This is a genomic window from Psychrobacillus psychrotolerans (assembly GCF_900115805.1).
Classification (GTDB): domain Bacteria; phylum Bacillota; class Bacilli; order Bacillales_A; family Planococcaceae; genus Psychrobacillus; species Psychrobacillus psychrotolerans.
In genome coordinates this window covers 172480-198032 of record NZ_FOXU01000001.1, presented here as the reverse complement: position 1 = coordinate 198032, position 25553 = coordinate 172480, and the positions used below count along the sequence as shown (strand labels likewise).

Below are 25553 nucleotides of genomic sequence, written 5' to 3'. Positions count from 1 at the left end.
ATGAAAATACTTATTTCTTCCGATGCAATGCATTGGTTTCACATGGAAATGGAAGCTGTAAAAGGCGATAATATTCGCTTTTTTGCACGTTACGGAGGATCAAGTCCTATTCATGAAGGCTTTTCTTTAGGAGTTACGAAGGACACGCCATTCGAGCCTGCTGTAACCTATAAAAAAGAGGATATCTTATTTTTTATAGAAGAAACGGATGAATGGTATTTTGATGGACATGATTTGTACGTAGAGCTAGATTCTACTAGGGATGAATTATCCTATGTATACAAAAAAGCGTAATCCACTTAGGATGCGCTTTTTTTTTGGAGAATTATTTAGTATTTTGTATAATCTGCATTCTATCGGAGATGATAAGGTTGATATTTAAAGACTACTTAGGGAGTTGATATAAATGACAGACCAAAATAAAAGCGCTAAGTCAGACAAAAAAGATCCTTCTACCTTTACTGCTTATGGGGACCCTATCAATGATACGCATCCTTCTCTAAATGATCAGCATACTAAAGCCACTTCTCCTATTGCAAAGAGTACTCAAAATGTTAGCAGCGGAAGGATTAATCCGGACACCAAAAAAGATGATACTTCTGCATATGGTGATCCTATAATAGATAACTCCACTTCCACCTTGGATGAGGATAAGCTAGCCAATTCCACAATTGCTAAATCGACTCAAACTAAAAACGGATTTACTTATTTAGAGTAATCCAATTATCTATATTTTTCTCTTCTTTCTAGCAACAAATAGTCCTTTGACTTGGTAATAGAGATATTGTTGTTAATAGCAAACTTTTCTAATTGGGCTGTTACATTATTGGGGGTAAACTGTACAATCCTTATATTAAATCCTTTATGCAGTTTAAGTGTTGCTCCTTTAGTCGCCCACCCATAGCGTTTAAAGACAACTTTATTTATATCGGTTGGAGACAAATTCCTTTGAAAAACTGTAAAACGAAAAATCATGGTCTGATAATTCAAGTTATCTTGGTTAATAATGAATTCAGTCTTTATAAAGAAGCTAATAACACCAAAAAGCAGGAGAAAAATAGACCAGAATATAGATACTCCAGATTCACCAATACTTAAGAAAAAAAAGAACATTCCATAGGCTAAAACCAGGAATATTGGGCTTTTTGCTGTTACTAACTTGTAAACCATTTATTACTCCTCCCCCTAATATCCAGACTTTTCATTTAATTATAACTGAATTACAAATAAAAACAGCTAGAGATTTCAATAATCTCTAGCTGTTTTTACGAATTCCTATTAAATCTCTCTAACTGCTCCAACAATCCCTCTTTTACCATGATATCCATCTCGTGTTTACCAAATAAATCAAAGTGAGGAAAAGCTTCTTTATAGTCGATCCATTCGGCCTTTAAGCCGTATTTCTTACCCCATTCAATTAGCCTGGGCACATCACTGCAGCCGACTTTGGTGACCGTGTTACAACCAGGAAATCGTTCATCAATCCAATAATGCGTTAAGAAAGCTATATTCCCCTCCAGGACATCTCGTTTCCATTCATTTAACTCATGACGTTTAATACCAAATGCCATTAAGCATTCTCCTTGGCTATTTCTACATATTTTGCATCCCATGCCGCATGAACTCGTTTCAGAGATACGGGTCGGAAGTTGTCTTTCTTCACTATTACATGCTCAGATGTTGCGTTTGAAGCAACTGTACCGTCTTCATGTATAATTTCATAACCATAGGTTGTTCGTAGCTTACTATGTTTTTCAATCCAGGTTCTAATCACTACAGTCTCCCCGTACTTCACAGGAGTTTTATAGTTTACATTCACATTTGTTACCGGCGAAAGGTATCCATCTTGCTCTAGTCCCGCATAGGAGAATCCTAAGTCTTTGATTAGTTGGGTTCTTCCTATTTCTAACCAAATAACATAATTCGCATGATATACTACACCCATTTGATCGGTTTCAGCATATCGTACTTCAATTTCTTTTTCACTTAAAAACATTTAAAGTCACCTCAGTGGTAATTATACTAAATAGCTGATAAAAATACTGTTACGCACTACTTTGTAGATAAAAATCATTACTTTCCTAATTTAATTGTATCTAATATTTTAGCTAAATCATTAATTGGCAAGAGGTTATCTGCTATATAAAACTTATTAAATTCGATTTCTGTAATTTCTGTACCAAGCACATATTCCCCTATGACTAACTCAAGCAAATCAAAAGTTACTTGGTAATAATCATCATTTTCTTCCTCAAACCCTTTAATATATAACTTTAAATAGAACGCTGTATATTCCTGATCATATGTATAGTTGAAAAAGACATCATCACGAGTGAGCATAATATCATTTACTGTTGTTCCATCTTCCCCATCATTTCGTTGCTCAAATGCGATGATTGTAAACTTTTCCATTGTGGGAGCAGCATCTACTAGCCGAATTACATCAGGAAAGTTTTTTCCAATAGATGAAGCTTTAATAGTAAATTCTCTTTTCCCATTGATCAATGCGACAGGGGTAGAAAAAGTTAGTTGATTGTTTACTTTATTTATTAATCTATATAAATCTCCGTATATTTTCTCTATGTCGTCCTCCCTTAAATTATAAAGTTTTTTCTCATGATCGATAAAGTACTGCCAAAACTTCTCAATTGGATCTTTCTTTTTAAACAAATTACCAAACATTCATAACCCCTCCTTCAGTTCTTTAAGTATAAACTAAATTTCTTACCTTGTTTAATGTGTAAAAGCACAATCGGTTGTAAGGTATTGCGTTAGATGTGAGATGAAGAATTCCCTATAAAAAGAAAAAGAGACTATATCCTAAGAAGGAATAGTCTCTTTTAAGGTAATTCTTATGCTTCTAACATTTTGTTACGTAATACCATTTGTAGGATACCACCATGACGGTAGTAGTCTACTTCTACTTCTGAATCGAAACGAGCAAGTACGTTGAATACTTTTTCAGTTCCGTCTTCAGCTTTAGCTGTAACTTGTAAAATATCACGAGGTTTAACACCTTCTGCAATATTAATACTGATTTCTTCTTTACCAGTTAAGCCTAATGACTCAACGTTTTCTCCTGGTAAGAAGTTAAGTGGTAATACACCCATCATAACTAGGTTAGAACGGTGAATACGCTCAAAGCTTTCTGTAATAACAGCTTTAATGCCTAATAGGTTTGTTCCTTTAGCAGCCCAGTCACGAGAAGATCCCATACCGTAATCTTTTCCACCAAGAACTACTAAACCAGTATTCGTTTCTTGATACTTCATAGCTGCATCATAGATAGGCATAATTTCGCCTGTTGGCCAGTAAGTTGTATATCCACCTTCTGTACCTGGAGCTACTTGGTTACGAATACGTATGTTTGCAAATGTACCACGCATCATTACTTCATGGTTACCACGACGTGAACCGTATGAGTTAAAGTCGCGTATTTCAACCCCATTTTCGCGCAAGTATTTACCTGCTGGAGTATCTTTACCAATTGCACCAGCTGGTGAAATATGGTCTGTTGTAATCGAATCCCCAAATTTAGCTACTACGCGCATTTTATCTAGTGATTGGATAGCACCAGGCTCTTTAGATAACCCTTGGAAGAATGGTGGGTTTTGAATGTATGTTGACTTGTCATTAAATGAATATAAAGATTCAGTTGACGTTTCAATAGCATTCCAAGCTTCGTTCTCATCAAATACACGTGCATATTCTTTTTGGAATAATTCACGAGTAACAACCGTTGAAAGTACTTCATTTACTTCTTCTGTTGACGGCCAGATATCAGCAAAGAATACTTCGTTGCCATCTTTGTCCGTACCGAATGAATCTTTTTCTAGATCGATATCTACAGTTCCAGCAAGTGCATAAGCAACTACCAATGGTGGTGAAGCTAAATAGTTTGCTTTCACAAGTGGATGTACACGACCTTCAAAGTTACGGTTACCAGAAAGAACAGACGTTACGAAAAGATCTTCGTCAATAATTGCTTTTTCAATTTCAGGTAATAATGGTCCTGAGTTACCGATACAAGTTGTACAACCGTATCCAACTGTATTGAATCCGATTTTGTCAAGGAACACGTTTAGACCAGAATCCTCTAAATAACCAGTTACTACTTTAGATCCTGGAGCTAGAGAAGTTTTAACGTAAGCTGGAACTGTAAGTCCTTTTTCTACTGCTTTTTTAGCAACTAAACCAGCAGCTAACATTACATATGGGTTAGATGTATTTGTACAAGAAGTGATTGCAGCAATTGCTACAGCCCCTGTTGGAATTTCTACATCACCTTCTGCAAATTTAGCAGTAGCTGTTTTGTCAAATTCTTTTTCAGATAGACCGAAACCTTGTGTACCTTGTGGAGCAACAACTGATTCACGGTAACGAACTTTCATATCTGTAAGTGGAATTAAATCTTGTGGACGTTTTGGTCCAGAAAGGTTTGCTACGATATCTCCAAGATCGATCTCTACAACGTCAGTATAAACAGGTTCTAGAGTTGGGTCAAAGAACATATCATTTGCTTTTAAGTAAGCTTCTACTACAGCAATATGCTCTTCATCACGTCCCGTTAAACGTAAATAGTTGATAGATTCTTCATCAATTGCAAAGTAACCACATGTAGCACCATATTCAGGAGCCATGTTCGCAATTGTTGCACGGTCAGCTAAAGGTAATTTAGATACACCTGGTCCAAAGAACTCAACAAATTTACCTACAACACCTTTTTGACGTAATACTTGCGTCACTTTAAGTGCTAAGTCAGTTGCAGTAGTTCCGTTTGGAAGGTCTCCAACTAATTTAACGCCGATTACTTCGGGAATTGGGAAGTATGAAGGTTGACCAAGCATTCCTGCTTCCGCTTCAATACCACCTACACCCCATCCAAGTACTCCAAGACCATTGATCATTGTTGTATGGGAGTCAGTACCTACTACTGAATCTGGGAAGGTTTCCAAAGTGCCATCAGTACCTTCGTTAACATGTACGATTGGTGCTAAGTACTCTAAGTTAACTTGGTGAACGATACCAGTTGCTGGAGGTACAGCACGGAAATTATCATATGAAGTTTGAGCCCATTTCAAGAAGTTGTAACGCTCTGCATTACGCTCAAATTCAAGATCCATATTAGCTTGTAAAGCTGATGCAGTACCGTATTTATCAACTTGTACCGAGTGATCGATTACAAGATCTACTGGAATAGCAGGGTTGATTTTGTCTGGATTTCCACCCATTTCATTCATCGCTGAACGAAGTGATGCTAAATCTACAACTACTGGTACTCCTGTGAAATCTTGAAGTACAACGCGTGAAGGTTTAAAAGGTACTTCTGCTTCTGTATTAGCATCTTTACCCCATTTTGCTAATTGGTTTACATGATCTTCTTTAATAACATAGCCATCATATTGACGTAAAACAGATTCTAATAATACTTTGATTGAATAAGGAAGGCGTGAAACTTTTGCGATGCCAGCTTCTTCTAGTGCTGCTAAACGATAGTAGTTATACTCTTTACCATTTAGAGAAAACGAAGTACGGCTATTGTGTAAATTACTTTTTGCCATTTGTATTCCTCCTAAGATCTATTGAAAAGTGTTTGTTAAGTGACTTTTCTCCACTACTAATCATACAAGAATATACTTGATAAGTAAATTAGATTAAAATTATTATAAGTCATAACTATTATTAATGACCTTTTATTTTTTCAATAGTCTTTTCTAATTGCTTTGCATGTCTTTTTTCATGTAAACCGGTAAATTCAAACCACTGTATGAGTGGAACTTGTCCAAAAATAGGGTGTTTTAATGATTTTTCTTCTAATACAGTAGAATTGTTCGATTTATAGAGAGCTAGTAGTTCCATTCTCACTTGATGTAGCTGCGATTTCATTTCTTCTGTCCTTTTATAGTCACTAGACGGAACTGTATAGGATGGAGCCTTTACTTTAACTATTCTTAATGTAGATAGCTTTATTGGTTTTTTCTTTGCTTTAGGACTTATAGGGTTTGCAAGCTCTTGTTGTATGCCTGTAATGATGGTTTTTTCCATTTTCACTAAATGATCGACGATTTCTTTAGGAGACCATGAGTCTTTATCCGGTTTTTCGTTAAATTGCTCGTTTGTTAGTGAATCGATTTGTTTGAATAAGTTCTTTCTAATTTCATTAATTTTTTCTATAAACATATAATTCCTCCACTCCCTGCGTTGTACTTTCTTTATACCCATTATAAGTGACAAACAAGCAACAATCGTCCGTTATTTTCTTTTTCCTTAAAATATGCGACAATACACTATTGAAAGGAAGTTTAAATAATGATTGAAATGAAAACCAAGAAAACAATGAATCCAATGAATGATCCATGGGAAGCATATCGAGACATGGAGCAGTTTGGAAAGCTAACTTTAAGTAATATTGAATTTACTACAACTACTTTATGTAATATGCGCTGTGCCCATTGCGCAGTAGGATATACATTACAAACGAAAGATCCCGAAGCAATTCCAATAGAACGAATCCTCCAACGTTTAGAAGAAATCCCCCACTTAAAAACGATAAGCATCACTGGTGGAGAACCTATGCTGTCTAAAAAGTCCATTAATAATTATGTCCTTCCTCTATTAAAGTATGCTCATAGTAGAGGCGTTCGAACGCAGATGAATTCAAATCTTACGCTGGAGCCTGAACGTTACTTAATGATTGCGCCTTTCTTAGATGTATTACATATTTCTCATAACTGGGGAACCGTAGATGAATTTGTCGAAACGGGATTTGCCATGATGGAGAGAAAACCTTCCTATGAACAGCGAGCTAAACTTTTTCAACGAATGATTGACAATAGTCGTATGCTTTCAGAAGCGGGAGTGATGGTTTCAGCAGAAACGATGTTGAACAAAAAAACTCTTCCCTATCTAGAGCATATACATAAACAAGTAGTAGAAGAGATGAAATGTGCACGGCACGAAATACATCCTATGTACCCATCCGACTTCGCCAGTGCGTTAACTACCTTAACTTTAGAAGAAACGCATGAAGCAATCGAACAGATTTTAGATTTCCGTGATGACAATGTGTGGATGTTATTTGGAACCTTACCATTTTATCCATGTAGCCAAAATGATAAAAGTATTCAGCTTTTAGAGAGACTGCGTCATTCAAAAAATGTTTCCACTAGAAATGATCCTGATGGTCGTTCACGGTTGAATGTAAGCATATTTACTGGCGAGGTGATTGTCACTGATTTTGGAGACGCACCAGCTTTAGGGAATATTCAAACGGATACGCTTCCTGATATTTTTGAGAAATGGCTTGCTTCGCCTCTTTCTAAATCACTTAATTGCCATTGTCCAGCTGTAAAATGCTTAGGGCCAAATATTTTAGTGAAGAATATGTATTATAAAGATGAACAGTTTATGAGTGGATCTGTTAAATAAGAAAATGCCTTGCATGTTTTTCAACATGCAAGGCATTTTTTGATAAATTTAGTTCAAACTACTATAGAGTACATTGTAAAGGGCAGCTGCAAACTGCCCTTTACATAAGTTTAATGGATGAAGAAAAAGTCAATTGTTAAGTTTAAAATTATGATTGTATGGAGAATTGCAATGACTACCCCTTGCTTGTTTAATCTTTTGTTTAATCGAATATCCATGATCTCCACTCCTTTTTTACATTATAATGCAAAACGCTGGAGAACGCAAAACATTTTGAAAATTTAAATTACTTTTTTAAAGGACTTAATTTGTAAAAATGTTGAATTTGTAACAGCGTTACATTCATCTGGATATCTTGATATCACTGACTTTTAAGGTACTTCTAACATCCAGATGCAGTATTATAAATAAAAATAATAAACTTAGGTTTATTAGTTGTGTAGGATGGATATATAAAGAGTGTGAAGCAATAATACATTCATAAGGAGATGGAAAAGATGGGATTCATTTTATACTTAATAATCGGTGGTATCATCGGTTGGTTAGCAGGACTTATTTTAGGTAAAGATATTCCAGGAGGAATTATTGGTAACATCATCGCAGGTATCATTGGTGCATGGATCGGTGGATTAATATTCCCTGACATGGGTCCAGTTATCTGGGATATGGCAATTATTCCAGCATTAATCGGTGCAATTATTTTAGTACTGATCTTAAGCTTTATTTTAAAAGCTATGCGTAAAGCGTAATAATCCAAAAAAGGAAGTACTCAATTGAGTGCTTCCTTTTTTACTGCGAAGAATATGCTGCTGCTTGGAGATTTTTTACCTGACTCTCGTACAAATGATAAAAGTGAAGAACGTCTTCCACATATTTCTCACTGTGATTATAGTTGAAAACGGCTTTTTCTATTTCCCCATCCGCCGCCCCACTTGCTGCGAGATAATTGGCAGCACTAAATATAGCATCCTCTAGATCATATGGATCTGCTTTCCCATCGTTATTAGCATCTACCCCGTACCCACCGTATTGTTCGATAATCGCTGGACTGATTTTATCTTTTTCCGGGATATCCCCCTTGCCTAGTCCCCCACAACTTGGGTGTGACCAACCAACAAACGTACATGGCATAAATTGCAAATGCCCTTCAGCGCCGGCTGGAGAAAGTAACGGATCCATTGTAGAAAATCTAGTTTCAATCCGATGATGAGCGGCTAATAAAGTCCATGGCACCCCATAATTGTCTTCTGCTTTTTTATACAACTCAATATATTCGGTAGGCACATCCAATTTTGCAGTGCTACTATTAATAATTTCCGCCCATTCTTGTACGACAGGTATTTTCACCAATTGTTGCCATCCTATAATTGCTAGTATATAGATAGTTATCGTAATAGGCAGAAGTAATACGATCATCCAACCCTTTGTTTTATAAGATATTCCTTTTTGTTTCTTCATCTATTTATTCACCTATTCTACTTATATTGCTGTAAAAGACTACTACTAACCATTTTGAAATCAACATTACTTAAAGAGCACATTCATCCAGTATTCCCAACTAACTGATTATTATATAGATTATAACAATAGCACAATATCCCTACAAACAATAGTAAAAATGCGAAGTTTGTCGATATATACAAATAAGAGATTCTTTTGTAGTATGACAATACGGAGGTGAAAAATATGTGGAAAGACTTCAAAGAGTTTGCTTTTAAAGGAAATGTACTAGATTTAGCAATTGCTGTTGTTATTGGAGCAGCATTTGGTAAGATCGTAACATCATTAGTAGAACATATAATTATGCCTACTATTGGTTTATTACTTCCTAGTGGTAAGTTTTCTTCTTTACATTATAAAGAAATTTTATACGGGAATTTCATACAATCCGTTTTTGATTTTATAGTAATTGCTTTTGCTATTTTCATGTTTATTCGATTAATATCTAAATTTAAACGTAAAGAAGATGCTGTAGCTATTACAGAAGAAGCTCCTCCCGTTGACTCGAAAGAGGTATTGTTGGAAGAGATTAGAGATTTGTTAAAAAAGCAAAATAATGCCTAAATAAAAATCAGCCTCTCCATTTGGAAAGGCTGATTTTTATTTTCCATCTTCAATTAATGTTTCCACATCAATGACAATTTCTTCTTTTGGCACATCTGTATTACCACTATAATTTTTTACGACTATCCCGTTTTGGTCGACTAAATAGAAAGAAGTTCCATGAATAACTTGGTTTGTATTCGGATCATCTCGAACTAAGGTCTTAAAAGAATCTGCTGCAAAGCCACTAATATGCTCTTGCGTATAGCCAGTTAAAAGTTCCCATTTACTTTCATCTATTACATCATAATTTGCGATATATTCTTGGAGCTTTTCGGGTGTATCCACTTCTGGGTCCACACTAAATGCTACAATTTTGTAATCCTCAATACCCTTTTCACTCAACATCGCTTGAATATCGCTCATATTGTATGTCATTGGAGGACATACAGTTTCACAATCTGTGAAAATAAATGTGGATAACCAGACTGTGCCTTTTAAATCCTCTAAAGAAACAGTTTCCCCACGCTGATTATCATAATCGAACTCGGAAACTTCCCAGTTAGTCTGTGCTTCAAAATTGCCGCTGCTACCGCAGCCAACAAGAACAATTGCCGAAATACATAATAATATAAATAACTTCTTCATTCCTGAGACCTCGCTTTTCTCTTCATACCCTCATCTTAACGAAACAATTTTATACCTTCAACTACATTGTCTTATTTATTCCAACATTTCTGTGAATAAATGCACTAATTTAACGATAACAGGACGTTTTTAATCTCCTCTAGTTTTGTTTCCACTCTATGCATCAAATAAAATGATACAAAGATGGGAAAGCCAACATCTTGAATTACACTTAGCCACTGCTCCATATTATTCACACCCATCCATTTTATTCTTTTAAAAAGACTCTCCATTTCTGGAGAGTCTTCAAAAGTTAAATAATTTCGGTTACTGTTCGGTCCACAATCTTGGCACTTTTAATAACCGCCAAAGGAGAACCATCCGATTGAAAAGCATTACTTGAAATAATTGTTTCCATACCTGTTTGCATTTCTGCTTCTGTTAGATTACTTCTCGGTTCATCTACTGTTAATGTAACATTTTTTCCGCGCGCTGTTTCGAACTGTAGTTGTAGTGTTTTACTCATTTTCTCCAGTCTCCTCTCTCATTATTAGATTACCTGCATAGTTTCTACTTTCTCAGCTCCGATGTATGGTCTTTCGGAAAAGGAACTAAGTGTTAATGCAACAGTATCCAGTTGGTCTGCTGTTACATTTGCTCGAACATTACGATAGGTTTTTGACTTTAAAATCATCTTACCTTCTTCAGTTATTCCTCCTTCAAAAATGAGTCTTAATACTGCATGTTTATACTCTAGGTTTGCCATGTCTATCCCCTCCTTTCAATTAGTAGATAGAACTTTTTTAACAGAAAGGATACATGGAGGATGAAATATTTTACGGAACAACTTATACTGAGTATTAGAGAATGAGGTGAATAGTTTGCTAGAAGGTTGGTTTTTATGGTTTATTCTTTTTTGGGTTGTCCTATTAGTGGTACTTATGGGAATTGGCGGCTTCTTTATGTTCCGCAAGTTTGGTAAGTCACTGCCTAAGCAAGACGGGAAATCAGATTTGGATTGGGAAGAATATTATGTAGATCAAACAATCCATCTTTGGAATGATGAGCAAAAGCATCTGCTCAACGAATTAGTTACACCAGTTCCAGATCTATTCAGACCTGTTGCGAAACAAAAAATAGCAGGGAAAATAGGACAGTTGGCTTTAGAAGAAAAAGCTAAATCCATTACGCAAGAGTTATTAATACGCGGATATATCATTGCAACTCCAAAGAGAGATCATAAATTTCTACGTAAAAAGCTTGCCGAGATGGATATTGATGTAACTCCTTATAACAAGTACTTTGAATTGTCTGCAGAAAAGCCTACACAATCAATTAAGAGATAACAAACCTGTAAGTGTTCTTAATGTATAGACATTACTCATATCATTAAATTAGTAGAGAAGAATACGCTCCCAATTAAGGTAGTAATAACCTAGTAAAGTTAGAGCACAAGAAAAGAAACTATTTTGAACAGTATTGTTCAAGATAGTTTCTTTTTATTAACAATAGGTTTAGGACCATTTCTTTGAGCGCTATTTCCCCACCTTCTCCTGGAGATTCAGTACGTGTTGTAGATTCAAGGAATTTTCCTGTGTCTGAATTGATTTCAGCAGCACTTGTAGAAATTTTGCCAGGAGCTATAAGGGAAATGCATTGGTACCCAAATAATGATGAGTACCAATAGTTTTTAACCGGTCAGGGACGTATGAGAGGTTATGCAGCGGATGGTACTGCTAGGACATTCGATGTAAGAGAAGGAAGCGTTGGATACATGCCCTTCTGTTTCGTCCATTATATTCAAAATACAGGAGATACACCTTATTGATAATTAGAGGTTTTTAAAGCGCCAATCTACAAAGATATTTCTCTGACACAGTGGATGGCATTAACTCCTAAAAACATCATGGAAAGTAATTTAAACATAGGGGAAGAGGTTATGAACTCTCTTCGAAAACGAAAGTGGGAAGTAGTAAGGTTTCCAGGCTATGAGTATAAAGATGATTAAGTAGTTCTTAACATCGAATCCTTCTTTGATATAGAGGGGAAACTAGCTTTATATTCTATATACTCAAAAAAGCGAGCATTCCTAAATTACAGGGTGCTCACTTTTTCGGTTTGATTTTGTATTTTTTTAAATTGCAGGTACATGGCAAGTCTCCATGGAACAATCATACCAAAAGCTAATATCCAAAACATACCACTAAGAGCACCAATTTCAATAGTTGAGCTTAATAATACTTTACTAATGATGCGTACGATCAACAAACCAAACAAAATGAATATAAATGCTTTGGATTGTTTTAAATATATTTCTCCGTCTCTTCTTTCAAATTTCGATGTCCAAATTAGAAAAATGGAGAAAAGTAATCCTGCCGCAATTGCTTCCAAAAATTCCATTAAGTTAACACGGAAATAAGGAAACACGAACATCAATGCACCAGTGGACATGAACATTGGCGGTAATAATATCTTTTTCACGCTTGCTGGTTGTTTAGCAGATTTTGCACGAACTGTTGTAACAAGAATTCCCATGCCAATGGCTACTACGGTGGAAGCAATAAGCATCATATTTGGAGATATTTTATCTAACATTTGTAATTCCCCATATCTTTTAGTTGTTTAAAGTGATTCACCCATCAGGGGTACTTCACTTTACAAGGACGGATGTGTAGAACATAAGGGTTTACCCAGGCAGTTCTCCCCTGACTCTCGATATGTGTTTTCTTTTTGTCGGGGTATTACAGCCTGTTAAACCGGCATGATGTTACTATATATCCGAAGTAACATTATGTAACACATTCACAATTCGATCTGGATCGAAAGGTTTCGTAATGAAGTCTTTTGCTCCAAGTTCCAAAGCATCAACGATTAGTTTTTGTTGTCCTAACGCGGTTACCATTACTATTTTGGCTGCAGGAAATTCCGCAATAATTTCTTTTACAGCTTCTATACCATTCATACCAGGCATTGTGACATCCATCGTTACGACATCTGGCAGAAGCTGCTTATACAGATTTACAGCTTCCTCTCCATTAGCTGCTTCGCCAACAACCTCAAACTGATGATTTTCTAGCATTCTCTTAATCGTTGTGCGCATAAATACCGCATCATCTACTACTAATACTGTTGGCATTGCATAATTCCTCCTGTTAAAATCCAGTGAAGTCTCCGAAAATTGGACTTAATATACGAATAATATACGTTAATCCATCAAAAAATAAAATCAATCCAAGTGCAATCATAATATAACCGCCAACTTTAACGATTAAATTACTATTTTTACGTATCCAGTTAAGTCGCGTTACAAAGAATGACAATACGAAAAATGGAATTGCGAACCCAAATACATAAGCAAGCATATACCACATACCAGCATCAGGATTGGATCCTGCCATTACGATAACGGCAGCTAATATGGGGCCAGTACATGGTGTCCATCCTGCAGCAAATGCCATTCCGATTAAAATAGTACCTATATAACCAGCCGGACGATTTTTAAAATGAACTTTTTTTTCTTTCATTAAAAACTCTGGCTTAAATACGCCTACAATGATTAATCCGAAGATAACAATGAATATTGCTCCAATTTGACGAAGTAAATCATCATATTGGATGAAAAATGTACCTACCAGAGATGTTGCGAACCCTATCGCAACAAAGATGATAGAAAAACCTAATAAGAAGAATAACGTATGAAGCATTCCTCTTTTTTGCATTAATTTTTTATCTGTTTTTATTTCTTCTAATGACATTCCTGTAATGTATGATAAAAATGCAGGATACAATGGTAGCGTACAAGGAGATATGAAGCTTAAAAACCCTGCACCAAATGCCAATAGAAGGTTTACGTCTGTACTCACGGCAGTCAACCTTTCCGATTTACTGTACCTATCGTATCAAATTTCCTCCTATTTGACCTCATAATTGCTTGTGACAGCTTTTTGACTCTTTTAAACAGAGAAGCTACAGTTCCTTCATAGTGACGAAAATCCATATATAATATATGGTTTTAAAGAATAGATTATAAGACTTTTTAAGTTTAGCAAATATTCCATCTTTTCGAAAGGCAGGAAAAGTAAATAATTCATAATAAGAAAAATGAGAAAAAAACTTGGTCATTAAAAGCCACCTCATTTCAATTTTTAAATGAGGTGGCTAATTTTTATATTTAAATGATGTATTCTTATTCTATAGAATTATTATGATTGAATAATATGGTCATTAACAAATGCTTTTATGAAAAATAATTCATTATTATTAGGGTCCCTTTTATTTTCTACTATAAAGCACTCTAAAGCATCTTCTAGTGAGGACGATTTTACAACTTGACTTGATCTTGTTAACTCTCTCCAATATATATCCATTTCAGTAGAATCACAGATCGATTCATGACCAAGTAAAAACATTTCAGCATTATATTTTAGAATATCTTTAATCATTGGTAATAACAATGATTGCTTGAAATGAAATAAAGAATTTGTCGTTGTACCATATGCACAATCACCTAAAAAGACAACTTTTTCATCAGGGATGTAAATGACCGTAGAGTCCTCCGAATGAGTACTTTTGATTTTTTCAAGTATGCAAACTTTATTACCCAAATCAATAGTTAATGTTTTTTCAAAGATTACATCTGGAGATTTTAGCTTAAAACTATTCCTGTTTGGCATATCAGTTTGTATAATATTCATACACATAGCACTCATTTGATTAGTATTCACATAGCTCTTGAGAGAACGATCGTCATAGGAAAAACTTTGCCATTCTTTTATGATTTCGTTTGTTTGACTATTAACAATAACAGTTGCATCAAATTCATTCATTCCTAGAAAGTGATCCCAATGTGCATGGGTAATAACAACATATTTAACTGGTGGTACATTTAGCTTCTCGATTTCTAGTAAAAAGTCTTTAGCATGCTGAGGTGAATTACCTGAATCGATTATTAAACTATAACTATCACCACATACCAATCCTAATGTTGGTCTTTCGTTATTATCTTGATTAGATAAATAATAAATAGTATTACTTAATTTATTTAACATGTTATGTCTCCTCTATTCTAGATATTAATTCCATGAAAGAGAAAATCTACACGTTTATACTAAGGTTAATAAAACATTTTAAGATTTTCTCATTTTATTTTTTTACCATTGGACCTGTACCTCCTTTTACACTACGGAAAATTATAACACAATAAAAACTGTTCTTTATGAAAATTCTGAAATTATTAGTGTGAATTGTTTTTTAGTTCTATGTTCGACGGTAATTTACAATAAAATTGACAATGTATTACCTGGAAAGATTGTGGAATCAAAAGTGCAAACACTTTTATTTTAATGAGTGGTCAACTAACCGTATCGAGCTTCTTTCAATTCTCTTAGCAATAATCCAAGCAATCAAAGCCCCACTTAGACTAGAGGCAAAAAATGCTGGAACAAAAAACAATGCGCCGAATTCTGATCCCATAAAAACTTTTGCGTAGGGAACTGCAACTAAAGACGCTAACAATCCTGTGCCAACAATTTCACCAACTACCGCCATTCCTACTCTACCTGTGATTTTATACAGAACACCTGCAAGCAGGGCTCCAATGATTCCACCAGGAATAGCTAGAAGTGAACCAGTACCTGTGAAAATCCGTATGACTGCAGTCATCAGTGCAACACCAACGGCTCCTATAGGTCCCAAAAAAACCGCAGACAACACATTTATTGCGTGTTGAATAGGATACGCTTTTGCTATGCCAGCAGGAAACCAAATAAATGCAGACCCTAATACTCCTATGGACACAAACATCGCCATTAGTACCAACTTTTGTGATTTCATCGTGCCCGCCTCTCTATTTTAAGCGGAGGTGAAAGTTTTGATATCACTTCTCTTCGCTCACTCGTTTTACAAATACAAGAAATAACCGCTACGCCTGTCGCACCTGCTTCCCAGACAACATGAACATTTGACGGTTCAATTCCGCCTATACCTATAACTGGAATGTTCGGAAAGCGCTCATGGAGTTCCCGAATAAGGGAAGTGGAAGCACCCACCTCATGTTCAGCATCTGGCTTTGTAAGAGTAGGGAACACCGAGCCTACTCCTAAATAATCTGCACCTGAGCGAATAGCATCTTTCGCTTCGTGCATGGTATGTACTGAGCGACCAAGAACCATCCCTTTGCTTGTGATGACTTCTTTCACCCCTTCCTTCCAATCTCCTTGCCCGAGGTGGATTCCGTCAGCTTGGACGGATAGTGCAAGTTCAACATCATCATTCACAATAAATGGTACACCATAGATTTTACATAGTCTTTTACACGCTTGAGCAAATGCAACTAATTCGCTACCAACTAGTGCACCTTTCCCTTTTTCGCGTAATTGGAAGTGCGTGATTCCTGCCTGTAATGCGTCCTCTAGAACCGTCAACGGTTCCTCATCCTTCACATTAGCTGTCCCCATTATGAAATAAATCGATGGTTTCTTGAACACTAATAATCCTCTCCTTTATGCCTTTTTTTCTATAGGCTCCGTGGTTAGTAGGACCATGCCCATGTCCGAGTGAGATAACGTTTTCGATTGCAGATTGAATGTATCTTTTGGAGGTCATCAATGCTTCATCAATATTATTTCTCTTACCCAATTCAGCTGTGAGGACTGCACTGAAGGTACAGCCTGTTCCGTGGGTATTTTTTGTATCGATTCGCTTTGAACTGAAACGGATACATACGCCTTTTTCGTCAACATATACGTCTTCTACATATTCGTCTTTTTTATGACCACCCTTGATAAGCACCGATTTGACACCCATCGATAAAATTCTTTCTGCAGCCTTTAAAATATCAATATCTTTTTCAATTTTTAATCCTGTTAGATGCTCAGCTTCTGGTATGTTTGGTGTGACGATACGTGCTAAAGGGAAGAGTTTCGTTTTCAAGGTATCAATCGCTTCCTCCTCTAACAAGATATGTCCACTGGTTGAAACCATCACGGGATCGACGACGATATTTTTCCACCTGTACTCTGATATTGCATTCGCGACAAGAGCGATTGTATCTGTGTTAAAGAGCATCCCAGTTTTAACTGCTGAAATAAAGAAATCCTCTCCAACAGATTGGAGCTGTTGTTGGACAGCTTTTGCTTCTACGGGATAGACACCTTGCACCCCGCAAGTGTTTTGAGCAGTGATTGCTGTAATAACACTCGTTCCAAATACATCTCGTTCTTGAAAAGATTTTATATCTGCTTGTATCCCGGCTCCTCCACCTGAGTCAGAACCTGCAATCGTTAAAACACATGGCATTGAATCAGACATCGTATCTCCATCCTCTTGCACTTAATCGATCAAGAAAAGCTTGTTGAAATGCCCCGGAAAATTCTGTTTTCTCTGCAGCCTCTTCTCCTGATGCTCCATATTCGTACAAAGCACTACTCAAAAGTTCTACATGGTTTTTTGATGTCAAGGCAAGGTGAGCTCCTAAAATACTACTCAGTAAGCAGCCTGTTCCAGTTACTGTTGTCATTCGAACGTGCCCTGCTCTTACTGTCTTCAAACAACTTCCATCCGTCACAATGTCTTCTTCTCCTGTCACAACGACTATGCACTCTTTTTGTCTAGCTAAAGCCATAGCCTCTTCTTTTCGATCAAGTTGTCCGTTCCCTGAATCTACTCCCTTGGAAGCCCATTCTTTTTTCATAAGTGACGCCAGTTCACCAGTATTACATCGTATTAAATTTATTTTGACTTCATCTAGAAGTCTATCCACCGCTTGAAGACGATATCGAGTAGCTCCCACTCCGACGGGGTCAAGCACTACAGGGATTCCTATTTGATTTGCAACTCTTCCAGCCACTAGCATACTGCTGTACGTTCGTTCATTTAAAGTGCCAATATTCAATGAGAGAATATTGGAGAGTGTGACTAGTTCTTCCACTTCTCTTTCTTCATCTCCCATAATCGGTGATGCTCCAATAGCAAGCAATCCATTGGCTTGAAAATTCGCCACGACTTTGTTTGTCATACAATGTACGATTGGTGATTTTTCACGTATAGATACATTCATCAACAACTTCCCCTTCCACATCCTAAGATTGTCTTTCTCAATCTTGATGCCGTAAATAGTGATTCCTGGTGGATCATGGACCAACTTAACTAATTCCTATTGGTAACCCCAAATGCTCACGGAGGGTATGCCCCTCATATTGCTTTCTGAAAATATTCCTTTTTTGCATTTCAGGAACAATGAGTTCAACAAAGTCCTCTAAACTACCAGGCAATGTAGGTGGCATAAGATTAAATCCGTCCGCTACACCCGCCTCAATCCAAACCTCCATCTGATCCACAATTTTCTCAGGAGTACCAATCAGCGTGAAATGTCCGCCACCTGCATTAAGGTATCCTAAGAGTTCTTTTACTGTAGGTTGAGTATCTTTAATAATTTCTAATATTGTTTCGTATCGTCCAACCGGACCCATAAATTCTTCTGCCGGAGGTAATGGAGGTACTTTTAGTTCAATGTCCCATTTAGAACAATCTTGCTGGAGAAAGAAGCTCAACTGTTTTAAAGCCGTTTCTACAGGTAATTTCTCATCTAACGCTGATTTTTTGGCAAAAGCTTCTTCATGAGTACGCCCTACATAAGTGACTAAGCCTGGGAATACTTTAATATGTCGATTACAGTCTTCGTATTGCTTAACCTGTTCATCCAACTTCTTGCGGTACTTTTTCGCTTGGTTTAAGTTCCATGACACTGAATAGACGGCATCTGCATATTTCGCAGCTAATGCAATCCCTTGTTTAGATGCCCCTGCTTGCATGGCTACTGGTTTGCCTTGAGGGCTTTTTGGCGTCGTGGATGGGCCCTTCACTTTAAAATAGGTCCCATTGTGGTCAACAGGTTGTATATTAACAGGATTGATTAACTGTTTTTCTGCTCGATTATATAGAATCTCCTTGCTGTCCCATGATAGAAATAGTTTATTCATTAAAGAAGCAAATTCTTCGGCCTTTTCATACCGTTTATCATGAGAAGGCAGTTCCGACATACTATGATTTAATGCTTCCTCGTCCCTCATTGAGGTAACGAGATTCCACCCGACACGTCCGTTTGTAATGTGATCTAGGCTTAACAGTTGTCGCGAAGCAGTGTAAGGATTCGAAAAGGTACTTGAGATTGTTGAAACTAATCCCACATAATTTGTCACTTGAGAAATAGCAGTTAAATTGACCACTGGATCTAACCAAAATGCTGGCATTTCATTTGAGGCGTTGGCAGGGAATGATTGATTGTCGGCAAAGAACACCGCATCAAAGCAACCCGTTTCAGCTAACTGTGCTAAGGATTGGTAATAAGAAATGTTCCCGATGCATTCAATGCTTGAATCAGGCATTAACCAAGCAGCCTGATGATGTCCACATCCATACAGCAATACGCCTAAGTGGATTTGTTTTCTTTGATTTCCTTTCATTAGCTACTCCTCTACCTATGTCATGAGTGACTGCTTAAATCGTCTATTTTTGTAAGACTATCTATTATAAATTAAGTTACTAGTTCATTGTCAAACCGCCATCTACTGTTAAATTCTGACCTGTAATACCATCAGCATTTTCTGAAGATAAATAAGCGACCATATTGGCTACATCTTCAGGGCTAGTTACTTTCTTCAAAGGCGTTGATTGAGCAATTAAATCGAATACTTCAGGAGTTGTAAAAGCACTGGCGTCAGTCGTTTTTAATAATCCACCTGAAACTACATTTGCTCTTATGCCGAATTGTCCCAGTTCAGCGGCGATATTTCGCGTAAAACCAATTAGTCCAGCCTTTGCTGTTGTATATTCATGATAAGGAACAACAGGGTTTTGATACAAATTGGTACCAATGCTTATAATACTTCCATTTCGTCGTTCAATAAATTGAGGTATAACACTTTGGACTACATTAAATGCGGCTTTTAAAGTGCCGTCTAGTTGTTTTTGATAATCCTCCCAAGTAAGTTCTGTAAAGGATTTCTGTTTGTTTGGATCAAATTTGAAACCTACCAATGCATTGTTGACTACAACATCTATTTGACCAAAATATTCGGTTGCTTTCTTTACCAAGGCATCGACTTCTGCCCGATTTGTGACATCTGCACAAATTGCAATTGCATTCTCTTTACCTAGTATAGAAACAAGCTCTTCAGCGGCATCTTTACTTTTATAGTAGTTAATAACCACTTTAAATCCTTGATGTGCCAATTCTTTTACAATAGCCGATCCCAAACCTCTACTACTGCCCGTTACCAATACTGTTCTTTTCATCATAACCACTCCCATACTGTTAGTTTTGCTGAAACTTAAATGATAAAGTGATAGATATAATAAAAAAACGCAACCTTCCTTTAGGAAAGTTGCGCAAATACAAATAATTGCATAGTAAAAATTAGGCATCATCAGCCTGCTATTATGTATTAGAATCTACACTTTCCTCCGCTAGTATTAACTAGTTCAGGTTCAAAGGGTTTGAGTAAATACTCATCTCAGTTAAATAACACCCCTAGTGATTATATTTAAGTTACTTTCAATGTATAGTTTTTAGAATTTTATGTCAAGTCTTGTTTGTTAGGTGTTAAGGCATCGCTAAAATAATCAAGCCATTTTTCTCACAATAACTGGGCTTGAATCTGTATAGCATATATAAAATTACTTATGAAGCTTTCGCTATTTTATATATTTAAGTACAATCTCTTCTTCTCGACTAGTCAAAAAGAAAAAATAAATTATTAAATGTAAATTTTGTTGAAATTGGAACTCATTTTATTTTCAAACGTATTTAAGTAAATAGGCATTTTGTAAAAGAAGTGTTAAAGATGGCAATACAAAGTAGGTGAATATTTGATTACAATTTACAGCAGGTAATTACTTATATTCAGTATAAATTTAAATGAACGGAGGTGGGGAAAATGGTGAAGAAGATTGCGATGGGATTCTTGTTCATGCTACTCGCTGGTTGTGCTGTAATTGGTGTTAGCACGTTGCACTTTGAAGGAGAAAGTGACCATTGGTTAGTAAAATATAAAGCAGTGGATGATGGGAAGTCACAAACAGCCAGCTACATTATTGACTTTATCGGTGAAGGGGATCCTCCGGAAACATTTGATTACATAGTTTCCACTAGCATAGCTAAGAGCGAGCAAAAAGTTACGGATGCGAGTTTTAAAGGAAAGGGCAGGCTCGAAGAAGGGAACATTCAACATGAAGTAAGGGTAGCGGAAGATGAAGTTATTGTGGCGGAATTTTCTTGGGATGGTAAAACGGAAAAAGTCGTATTAGAACTTAAATAAACGGATTACTCAATAAACGGTTGCTTTACTTCAACAAGGAGTAAAGATTTTTTCTTATTGAGCTAAAGCAGCCGTTAGTTTAAGGAAACTCTTCACAATGTTATAATTCAACGGTCTCTTTGTTCTTGAAATTTCTTAAGCCCACGAACATTGCAACAGCTATACTAATTAGTCCACTTACTAAAGCAATCCAGAATAAAATCCTTACGCCAATGGTTGGTGAATTAAAAATAAAACCACTAAGTAATAACATAATACAACTTAATAATCCCCAAAATCCTGTAGTCCATTTAGACTTACTTTTTATAAGAAGATAACCAACTACACTCAAAATATAGAATGCACTAACTATCATAATAGCGGGAAATAGTGGGTGAAATTTAGCTGCATAAACAAAATAATCAAGTTGACTAATATCACGACCATTCGTAATCTCAATGTTAAATAATTTAGTAAATGGTGTTGAATACCCCCATTCCAAAGAATTATTGGTTATTGTACTTCCTTCATACCAAGCTATAAATGTTGATACCACTAAAGTAAAGATTCCAACGATAAATTGCAACACATACTTAAACATTTTTCGTCCTCCTAGTAACCTCCATTTATTACCAAGATGCCTTACATTACTTTCTGCATTAGTTGCATAACAAATCAGACTGTTTCTCGTTAGTTTTATTTTGCTAAAGCACCTCGTTAGTTGAAGAAGGATTTTTAGATATATTTGAATCAATTGTTTTTCTAGGTTGATTTAACTGTTCATGAGGAATGAAGTACATCTTTCTTTTTCATATTAATTTGGGTCTTTTCCGATGTTTTGTGGCTTGTTCAAAGGCATAAGCAAGTTTGATTAATATACCTTCACTAAAAGCAGTACCAGCAAAAGTTATACCAAAAGGTCTTCCACTTTCCTTGTATCCAGCAGGTAGAGCAATAGATGGATATCCAGCTTTAGCAAAGATTGTCGACCCTATATATGAAGGGAAAAGAATTGCATCAAGGTCATACTTTTTCAAAGCAAAATCAATCCCAGACTGAGAAAAATATAAATCATCAAGTTTTGCATTCAAATATTCAGGATTTCTTAACGTATTAGGTAATCCCACAATTTCCTCCAACTTATTCTGTCCGTATTTCAATGCCCTATCTGCATTACTCTTGTTAAACTGAATCAGATCGGTTATAGAATGTACCGGTAAATACGAAGGGAGTTTGGAAAGATAATTTTCTAGGCTATGTTTCAACTCTGATACTAGTACCACCCTTTTCCACTCTCTATGAAAAGAAGGAATCTCGATATCTTCAGTGACCATAGCACCTTCTTGATTTAAGGTCTGTATGGCATCCTCAAATAATCCCGCATCATATTCTTCAGATCCATAAAACGCTTTAGAAGCACCTTTGAATACACCAATTTTCGCTCCCCTTAAGCCCATAGAATCCAAAAAAGTTGAATAATCCCGTTGAAGCCTTCCTATGTTTTTATGGGTAGCGGCATCAAGATTATCAACACCAACTAAAGCTCCCAATAAAATAGAAGCGTCCGTAACGGTTCTTGCCATTGGACCAGCCGTATCTTGAGAATATGTGAAAGGAATTATACCTGTTCGGCTTATCAAGCCAACCGTAGGTTTTATACCTACCACAGCGTTTGTAACCGCTGGACTTAGAATAGAAGCATCTGTTTCAGTGCCAACAGCCAATACTGTAAAATTTGCAGCAACTGCCACGGCTGAACCTGAACTGGATCCACCAACAAAAAGGTTAGCATCGCCATATGGATTTAATACTTGCCCACCTCTGGAACTATAGCCTGCCCACATTGTATTTGACATCCCATTAGCTAATTCTGTCATATTAGCCTTTCCTAAGAGTACTGCACCTGAGTTACGGAGCTTTTCAACAATGAATGCATCATGACTACTAATATGATTCTCTAATGCAAGTGTTCCTGCACTGGTATGCATTGAATCATTTGTTTCAATACTGTCTTTCAGAACAACGGGAATACCGTGCAAAGGCCCTCTAACACCAGTTGTTTTTCTTTCATAATCTAATGCTTCCGCAATGAAGATTGCGTCAGGATTTATTTCAAGAATAGAATTTATTTTCGGTCCATCTTGGTCATACTTTGCAATTCTGTAAAGATAATACATAACTAACTCTTTTGAAGTTATCTCTTCATTTTCCATAGCTACTTGAATTTCATTAATTGTTAATTCTTCTCTAAAAAAGTTATTAAACCTTATTTCCAATTTAATGCCCCTTTATTGCTCCATTTTTTATTCATAAGTAATTATTCTATATTAATTGAAATATCCCTTTTTTAACTAAACATCCTCTTCTGGTGATATAGAAAAAAGAGCTGCCTAGGCAGCTCAATGATCTTCAACTAAGCACCCGTTAATGCAATAAGGAAATTGCTACTAGTAGCTGATGTAGTGAAATTTTATTTATATTTGTTTACTATAATTTTCAAGTAAACAAATATTTAAACGCTGCTTGATTTATATGCTTCAACATATTCCTCTAAATCCAATACTTCAATAACCTTAGACCAATGTAAAGCTGTCCCTACGAAATCCCTTACATCCAATCCTTTCATTTCATATGTAGCTTCGTCATTAACAGTACCTGTAGCATCTTCAATAAAAGTGACCTGATAGCCCCTGTCATAGGCTGCTATTGCAGTAAACTGGCAACAAAACTCAGTGTTAAATCCTGTTATAAAAAGATGTTCTACACCCAGTTGCTCTAACTTTTCACTAAGTTCTGTATGAAAGAAAGCACTAGGTGTCTTCTTTTCAATTACAATGTCTGCATATTCCTTTAGAGAATGATGAAGTTCTGAGCTTGGTAATTTTTTATTGAAAGGGCTTTTTTCATCATCATCTAAATTTCTTATAAATATTACAGGTTCTTCATTTACTTTAAAGTCTTGAATAATACTTTCAATACTGTTCAGTTCTTGCTGAAAATCTTTAAATTCCACAATTACATTTTGTACATCAATTACTAATAGTGCTTTCATATCTCCACCACCTGTTTAATTTGATTCTCTTATAATAGCCAATTCAACATCAATTCCTAAATACCTGCTTATTCAACTAAACTGCGGCGTTGGTTCTATAAGAAAGACATATCAAAATAGAAATTGAACATAAAAGTCTCCTTCACTCAAACATACACTTCACTGTTTCAAGTGACGATGATTGGATATTGAGTTTTAACAATGTCTCTTTCTTTCAATTTTTGCATTTGAATTATGAGAATGATAAACCTATTTACAATCGTGAAATAGATGACTGGTTGTATGAAGAGTTTCTATCAATTAACGAATCAACATTATCATTTGAAGTCGTTTTGTCCTCAGGAGGAAATATACTTTTACACTTTCCAGATAAGTCGGTATCGATGAAAAAGTTAAAAAAAGCCTCTCAAATATCAAGAGGCTATCTATTTTAGTTAAGATTATTCAATGCTGTTTCAATTGAATGTTCCCCGTTTACTACATTAAAGGAACGATGATATGTTTGTTTATTCTCTAAGGCTGCAATAAGTGTATGTGCTACGTCTTCCCGAGTAATGGTGCTCGGCTTGGCTTCCGCCCCTACCGTAATTTTGCAAATTGCAGGTTCATTCACAAGTCCACCTGGTCGAACTATCGTGTAGTTTAAACCGCTTGCTTCGAGCATTCGGTCAGCATAGTGTTTCGCTACATAATAAGGACGCATTCCTTCGTTCCAATTTTGGCGTTTATCAGCATCATATGCACTTACCATAATATAACGCTCCACTCCTGCTTGTTTAGCAGCTTCCATCGTTTTTACTGCACCATCTAAATCGATTAATAATGTTTTATCTGGTCCTGTATGTCCACCCGAACCTGCAATAAAGATGATGGCATCTGCTCCAGTAATTACTTTTTCAAGATCTTCCACAGTGCCTTCTAAGTCCGCTACTATTGCTTGGATATTGCGATTCATAAGCTTTTCCGCTTGCTCTTTTTTTCGGACCACTGCGGTCACCGTATGAGTGTTACTTTGATGCAATTCATTTACTACATGTTGCCCAATTTGTCCGTTTGCTCCAATAACTATTACGTTCATTAGAAACGTCTCCCTTCAAAATTGTTCTCCC

The 25553-nt window shown here is 36.2% G+C and carries 33 protein-coding genes, 1 pseudogene and 1 riboswitch; of the genes and pseudogenes, 9 read left to right on the top strand and 25 right to left on the bottom strand.

The features are described from left to right. Positions 1-294 carry a HesB/YadR/YfhF family protein gene (locus BM260_RS01175; RefSeq protein WP_093534194.1) on the top strand — a complete coding sequence of 98 codons (294 nt, stop codon included), beginning with the start codon at positions 1-3 and terminating at the stop codon, positions 292-294. Positions 295-406: 112 nt separating this feature from the next. Then, the gene (locus BM260_RS01170; RefSeq protein ID WP_093534192.1) at positions 407-718 is read left to right on the top strand and encodes a hypothetical protein; all 312 of its coding nucleotides are present in this window, start codon (positions 407-409) and stop codon (positions 716-718) included. Positions 719-723: 5 nt separating this feature from the next. Here the strand turns inward: BM260_RS01170 and BM260_RS01165 are convergent, their stop codons facing one another. From BM260_RS01165 to BM260_RS01140, 6 genes are all read right to left on the bottom strand, one after another. Next, positions 724-1170 (bottom strand): hypothetical protein, encoded by a 447-nt coding sequence (locus BM260_RS01165; protein WP_093534190.1) that lies wholly within the window; start codon positions 1168-1170, stop codon positions 724-726. Positions 1171-1265: 95 nt separating this feature from the next. Beyond that, the gene (locus BM260_RS01160) at positions 1266-1571 is read right to left on the bottom strand and encodes a hypothetical protein (RefSeq protein ID WP_093534188.1); all 306 of its coding nucleotides are present in this window, start codon (positions 1569-1571) and stop codon (positions 1266-1268) included. Beyond that, a complete protein-coding gene (locus BM260_RS01155; protein ID WP_093534186.1) occupies positions 1571-1996 on the bottom strand; it encodes an acyl-CoA thioesterase in 426 nt (141 codons plus the stop codon). Before BM260_RS01155 ends, BM260_RS01160 begins: the two co-directional genes overlap by 1 nt. A 77-nt stretch (positions 1997-2073) precedes the next feature. After that, complete coding sequence (locus BM260_RS01150; RefSeq protein ID WP_093534184.1) at positions 2074-2682, bottom strand: hypothetical protein; 609 nt, start codon at positions 2680-2682, stop codon at positions 2074-2076. Positions 2683-2852: 170 nt separating this feature from the next. After that, positions 2853-5561, bottom strand: a complete 2709-nt coding sequence (gene acnA / locus BM260_RS01145; RefSeq protein ID WP_093534182.1) for an aconitate hydratase AcnA — start codon at positions 5559-5561, stop codon at positions 2853-2855. 121 nt (positions 5562-5682) lie between these two features. After that, positions 5683-6180 carry a DinB family protein gene (locus tag BM260_RS01140; RefSeq protein ID WP_093534180.1) on the bottom strand — a complete coding sequence of 166 codons (498 nt, stop codon included), beginning with the start codon at positions 6178-6180 and terminating at the stop codon, positions 5683-5685. A 129-nt stretch (positions 6181-6309) separates the two neighbouring features. Here BM260_RS01140 and yfkAB point away from each other — a divergent pair, with 129 nt between their 5' ends. Next, complete coding sequence (gene yfkAB, locus BM260_RS01135) at positions 6310-7428, top strand: radical SAM/CxCxxxxC motif protein YfkAB (RefSeq protein ID WP_407691693.1); 1119 nt, start codon at positions 6310-6312, stop codon at positions 7426-7428. 497 nt (positions 7429-7925) lie between these two features. Next, the gene (locus BM260_RS01130) at positions 7926-8177 is read left to right on the top strand and encodes a GlsB/YeaQ/YmgE family stress response membrane protein (RefSeq protein WP_093534178.1); all 252 of its coding nucleotides are present in this window, start codon (positions 7926-7928) and stop codon (positions 8175-8177) included. Positions 8178-8217: 40 nt separating this feature from the next. On the opposite strand, the gene BM260_RS01125 is transcribed toward BM260_RS01130, so the two are convergent. Beyond that, complete coding sequence (locus tag BM260_RS01125; protein WP_093534176.1) at positions 8218-8886, bottom strand: lytic transglycosylase domain-containing protein; 669 nt, start codon at positions 8884-8886, stop codon at positions 8218-8220. A 228-nt stretch (positions 8887-9114) separates the two neighbouring features. Here BM260_RS01125 and mscL point away from each other — a divergent pair, with 228 nt between their 5' ends. Continuing rightward, on the top strand, positions 9115-9492 hold the full coding sequence (gene mscL, locus BM260_RS01120; RefSeq protein WP_093534174.1) for a large conductance mechanosensitive channel protein MscL: 378 nt from the start codon (positions 9115-9117) through the stop codon (positions 9490-9492). A 36-nt stretch (positions 9493-9528) separates the two neighbouring features. Here mscL and BM260_RS01115 read toward each other — a convergent pair whose 3' ends face one another. The 4 genes from BM260_RS01115 to BM260_RS01100 all read right to left on the bottom strand — a co-directional run bounded on the left by BM260_RS01115 (position 9529) and on the right by BM260_RS01100 (position 10864). Beyond that, complete coding sequence (locus tag BM260_RS01115) at positions 9529-10119, bottom strand: SCO family protein (RefSeq protein ID WP_093534172.1); 591 nt, start codon at positions 10117-10119, stop codon at positions 9529-9531. Positions 10120-10223: 104 nt separating this feature from the next. Further along, complete coding sequence (locus BM260_RS01110) at positions 10224-10346, bottom strand: YvrJ family protein (RefSeq protein ID WP_093535645.1); 123 nt, start codon at positions 10344-10346, stop codon at positions 10224-10226. Between the two features lie 65 nt (positions 10347-10411). Further along, positions 10412-10624, bottom strand: coding sequence for a DUF2922 domain-containing protein (locus tag BM260_RS01105; protein ID WP_093534170.1), 213 nt, complete (start codon positions 10622-10624; stop codon positions 10412-10414). 24 nt (positions 10625-10648) lie between these two features. Next, positions 10649-10864, bottom strand: coding sequence for a DUF1659 domain-containing protein (locus BM260_RS01100; RefSeq protein WP_093534168.1), 216 nt, complete (start codon positions 10862-10864; stop codon positions 10649-10651). 115 nt (positions 10865-10979) lie between these two features. Between BM260_RS01100 and BM260_RS01095 the strand changes: the two genes are divergently transcribed. Then, the gene (locus BM260_RS01095; protein ID WP_093534166.1) at positions 10980-11444 is read left to right on the top strand and encodes a DUF2621 family protein; all 465 of its coding nucleotides are present in this window, start codon (positions 10980-10982) and stop codon (positions 11442-11444) included. 203 nt (positions 11445-11647) lie between these two features. Continuing rightward, positions 11648-12106: pseudogene (locus tag BM260_RS18150) on the top strand (cupin domain-containing protein); the annotation flags it as partial. 86 nt (positions 12107-12192) lie between these two features. On the opposite strand, the gene BM260_RS01090 reads toward BM260_RS18150, so the two are convergent. The 10 genes from BM260_RS01090 to BM260_RS01045 all read right to left on the bottom strand — a co-directional run bounded on the left by BM260_RS01090 (position 12193) and on the right by BM260_RS01045 (position 20391). After that, positions 12193-12693: a CcdC family protein gene (locus BM260_RS01090; protein WP_093534164.1), complete on the bottom strand. Its 501-nt coding sequence runs from the start codon at positions 12691-12693 to the stop codon at positions 12193-12195. A 175-nt stretch (positions 12694-12868) separates the two neighbouring features. Beyond that, positions 12869-13234 (bottom strand): response regulator, encoded by a 366-nt coding sequence (locus BM260_RS01085; protein WP_093534162.1) that lies wholly within the window; start codon positions 13232-13234, stop codon positions 12869-12871. 16 nt (positions 13235-13250) lie between these two features. Continuing rightward, the gene (locus tag BM260_RS01080; RefSeq protein WP_093534160.1) at positions 13251-13961 is read right to left on the bottom strand and encodes a cytochrome c biogenesis CcdA family protein; all 711 of its coding nucleotides are present in this window, start codon (positions 13959-13961) and stop codon (positions 13251-13253) included. A gap of 339 nt (positions 13962-14300) precedes the next feature. Beyond that, a complete protein-coding gene (locus BM260_RS01075) occupies positions 14301-15146 on the bottom strand; it encodes an MBL fold metallo-hydrolase (RefSeq protein ID WP_093534158.1) in 846 nt (281 codons plus the stop codon). A gap of 286 nt (positions 15147-15432) precedes the next feature. Further along, on the bottom strand, positions 15433-15930 hold the full coding sequence (gene thiW / locus BM260_RS01070) for an energy coupling factor transporter S component ThiW (protein WP_093534156.1): 498 nt from the start codon (positions 15928-15930) through the stop codon (positions 15433-15435). Continuing rightward, entirely contained in the window at positions 15927-16583 is a 657-nt protein-coding gene (gene thiE, locus BM260_RS01065; protein ID WP_245762600.1) for a thiamine phosphate synthase, read from the bottom strand. The genes thiW and thiE overlap by 4 nt, the downstream gene beginning before the upstream one ends. Continuing rightward, positions 16540-17406 carry a bifunctional hydroxymethylpyrimidine kinase/phosphomethylpyrimidine kinase gene (thiD, locus tag BM260_RS01060; protein ID WP_245762599.1) on the bottom strand — a complete coding sequence of 289 codons (867 nt, stop codon included), beginning with the start codon at positions 17404-17406 and terminating at the stop codon, positions 16540-16542. Before thiD ends, thiE begins: the two co-directional genes overlap by 44 nt. After that, positions 17399-18154, bottom strand: a complete 756-nt coding sequence (gene thiM, locus BM260_RS01055; protein WP_175496150.1) for a hydroxyethylthiazole kinase — start codon at positions 18152-18154, stop codon at positions 17399-17401. Before thiM ends, thiD begins: the two co-directional genes overlap by 8 nt. An 85-nt stretch (positions 18155-18239) precedes the next feature. Further along, complete coding sequence (locus BM260_RS01050; protein WP_093534154.1) at positions 18240-19559, bottom strand: LLM class flavin-dependent oxidoreductase; 1320 nt, start codon at positions 19557-19559, stop codon at positions 18240-18242. A gap of 79 nt (positions 19560-19638) precedes the next feature. Continuing rightward, on the bottom strand, positions 19639-20391 hold the full coding sequence (locus tag BM260_RS01045) for a 3-oxoacyl-ACP reductase (protein ID WP_093534151.1): 753 nt from the start codon (positions 20389-20391) through the stop codon (positions 19639-19641). A gap of 146 nt (positions 20392-20537) precedes the next feature. Beyond that, a riboswitch (TPP riboswitch) is annotated at positions 20538-20638 on the bottom strand. 394 nt (positions 20639-21032) lie between these two features. Here BM260_RS01045 and BM260_RS01040 point away from each other — a divergent pair. Further along, a complete protein-coding gene (locus BM260_RS01040; protein WP_093534149.1) occupies positions 21033-21413 on the top strand; it encodes a hypothetical protein in 381 nt (126 codons plus the stop codon). A gap of 100 nt (positions 21414-21513) precedes the next feature. Here BM260_RS01040 and BM260_RS01035 read toward each other — a convergent pair whose 3' ends face one another. The 3 genes from BM260_RS01035 to BM260_RS01025 form a co-directional block, all read right to left on the bottom strand. After that, positions 21514-21993 carry a YjdJ family protein gene (locus tag BM260_RS01035; RefSeq protein WP_093534147.1) on the bottom strand — a complete coding sequence of 160 codons (480 nt, stop codon included), beginning with the start codon at positions 21991-21993 and terminating at the stop codon, positions 21514-21516. A 208-nt stretch (positions 21994-22201) separates the two neighbouring features. Next, a complete protein-coding gene (locus BM260_RS01030) occupies positions 22202-23668 on the bottom strand; it encodes an amidase family protein (RefSeq protein ID WP_093534145.1) in 1467 nt (488 codons plus the stop codon). Positions 23669-23904: 236 nt separating this feature from the next. Beyond that, a complete protein-coding gene (locus BM260_RS01025) occupies positions 23905-24444 on the bottom strand; it encodes a cysteine hydrolase family protein (protein WP_093534143.1) in 540 nt (179 codons plus the stop codon). Between the two features lie 227 nt (positions 24445-24671). On the opposite strand from BM260_RS01025, the gene BM260_RS18305 reads away from it, so the two are divergent. Further along, complete coding sequence (locus BM260_RS18305; protein WP_175496149.1) at positions 24672-24878, top strand: hypothetical protein; 207 nt, start codon at positions 24672-24674, stop codon at positions 24876-24878. Here BM260_RS18305 and BM260_RS01020 read toward each other — a convergent pair. Further along, positions 24875-25522, bottom strand: a complete 648-nt coding sequence (locus BM260_RS01020) for an SDR family oxidoreductase (protein ID WP_093534141.1) — start codon at positions 25520-25522, stop codon at positions 24875-24877. The two genes, BM260_RS18305 and BM260_RS01020, sit on opposite strands and share 4 nt — an antisense overlap. Positions 25523-25553: the final 31 nt, after the last annotated feature.